Annotated in this window: 2 protein-coding genes; both read right to left on the bottom strand. The window is 39.2% G+C overall.

From position 1 onward, the window contains the following. Nucleotides 1-243: 243 nt before the first annotated feature. Nucleotides 244-690, bottom strand: coding sequence for a DUF3465 domain-containing protein (locus AAEY93_RS20200; protein ID WP_124013675.1), 447 nt, complete (start codon nucleotides 688-690; stop codon nucleotides 244-246). A 58-nt stretch (nucleotides 691-748) separates the two neighbouring features. After that, a complete protein-coding gene (locus tag AAEY93_RS20195; protein WP_124013674.1) occupies nucleotides 749-1480 on the bottom strand; it encodes a Clp protease/crotonase-like domain-containing protein in 732 nt (243 codons plus the stop codon). Nucleotides 1481-1657 lie beyond the last annotated feature (177 nt).

Genomic DNA, 1657 nt, shown 5'->3' with positions numbered 1-1657 from the left:
GCCGATACACTCGGTGATACAATTAATGATAACTTTCAGAAATTAAAACCTGCAGTTTGAATTCACTTGAGTATATAGCAGTGTTAAAGATGCGATTAAATCAGTACACAAGTAATAAAGACTAACAGAAATAACTAAAGGCCCATCCGCAACTTAATACTTATGCAGCGGCAGATAAACCTTATAAGCCGCCCTTAAGGCTCAATGTAAATTGAGCCTTAATCTTTTAAACCTAATAGCTGTTTATTTATAAACGTTGCCATTGTGTTTTAGCCAGCCGCTTTGGTGTTGTCCGCGTGGGTCGTGGTGAGTCCAATGGATGACGCCGCCTTTATTATTGAATTCATAAACGCCAAAGAACTCGACCGTATCGCCGACAGTTAAGCCGTCTATGCGCGGGGCTAAATCAATATTATGGGCGACGAGTAAGGTACTGCCACTGGCTATTTTCAAAATAAACCGTTGGTGGCGACTGCCTTTTAGATCGTCGGCCAGTATTTTTATTACCTCACCTGAACCACCAACTTGAACATTACTTTGTTTATTCTCAATGGCGTTTTGTAATGCATTATCACTGTCAACGACATATCCAGCGTAAACGTTTTTTACAATTTGAGTGGTTTGAACCTTTTTATCTAAAAAACCAAATAATGCCAAGCCAAGTAAACAGATGACGACTATTTTTTTCATGGTTATCAAATCCTTTGTGATATTTACTTAAGTGAGACTAAGCGATAAACGGCTCAATTTAGTGTTGCTGTAATATCTTATTATGCTGAGTTAACAAGGTTTCCAACACATCAGGCGATACGCTAAAAATTTGCACTATATACTCACCAAAGCGAGAAGTCGTAGCTTGCTCGCCTTCATAGGTAATATGTAAGCCTAACTGCTTTAAGGTTTGTTGATCATAACTAAACAGCTGCGCATCTCTTTTCTCTTCCAATCCGGGCACCATACCTAAAATCGTCACCGCTTGGTTAACCTTCACCATCTGAAAAAAGTCATGCTCGGCTTGCTGCCACTGAGTTAAGAAGTCATCTGCTTCTTTGCGCAACATCTTGTTGGCTCGTTGTTTGTTAGAAGTGATCGGGACATAAATCGGTTGTAATGCACCACCATGCCAGCCTAATAGTCCACCATTTCTGACCGTGACATCATCACTGGCTGTAACAATGTAATTAGCACAAGACGATGCACAGGCCTTGTCTACCACCACCTTTAACTTGTACTCAAATACTAGCTCACCAAATCGAATTCCGGCAAATACATCGCCGCCACCACTATTGATGATCAGAGATTCTATTTTTGTGGGACTGTTCGTAATCAGTTGTTCAAATGAAGCGACATTCTCAGGTGTAATTTCGCCGTTATAAAGAATGGTGCTAGGTAATAGTGGGTCAATAGCCACACTGAAAGGTTCTTGCTGAGCTGCACATCCCATTAACGCTAGCAGTAAAGCGACAAGTAAATAACGCATTCATATTCCATCATGATGTTGAGTTTATAATAAATTATCATGAATAACTGATGTTGCTATAAAAATTTATACACTCATCAAAATAACGCATTAGATTATCTATACTCAAGTGAATTCAAACTGCAGTTTTTAATTTCTGAAAGTTATCATTAATTGTATCACCGAGTGTATCGGCAA

The sequence above is a fragment of the Shewanella sp. CAL98-MNA-CIBAN-0140 genome (assembly GCF_040309905.1).
Taxonomy (GTDB): domain Bacteria; phylum Pseudomonadota; class Gammaproteobacteria; order Enterobacterales; family Shewanellaceae; genus Shewanella; species Shewanella psychromarinicola.
This window is presented reverse-complemented; position numbering and strand designations above follow the sequence as displayed.

What these genes read in the sequence shown, in the direction of transcription:
- AAEY93_RS20200 (WP_124013675.1), bottom strand. Translation starts at nt 690, where the DNA reads ATGAAAAAAATAGTCGTCATCTGTTTACTTGGCTTGGCATTATTTGGT.
- AAEY93_RS20195 (WP_124013674.1), bottom strand. Translation starts at nt 1,480, where the DNA reads ATGCGTTATTTACTTGTCGCTTTACTGCTAGCGTTAATGGGATGTGCA.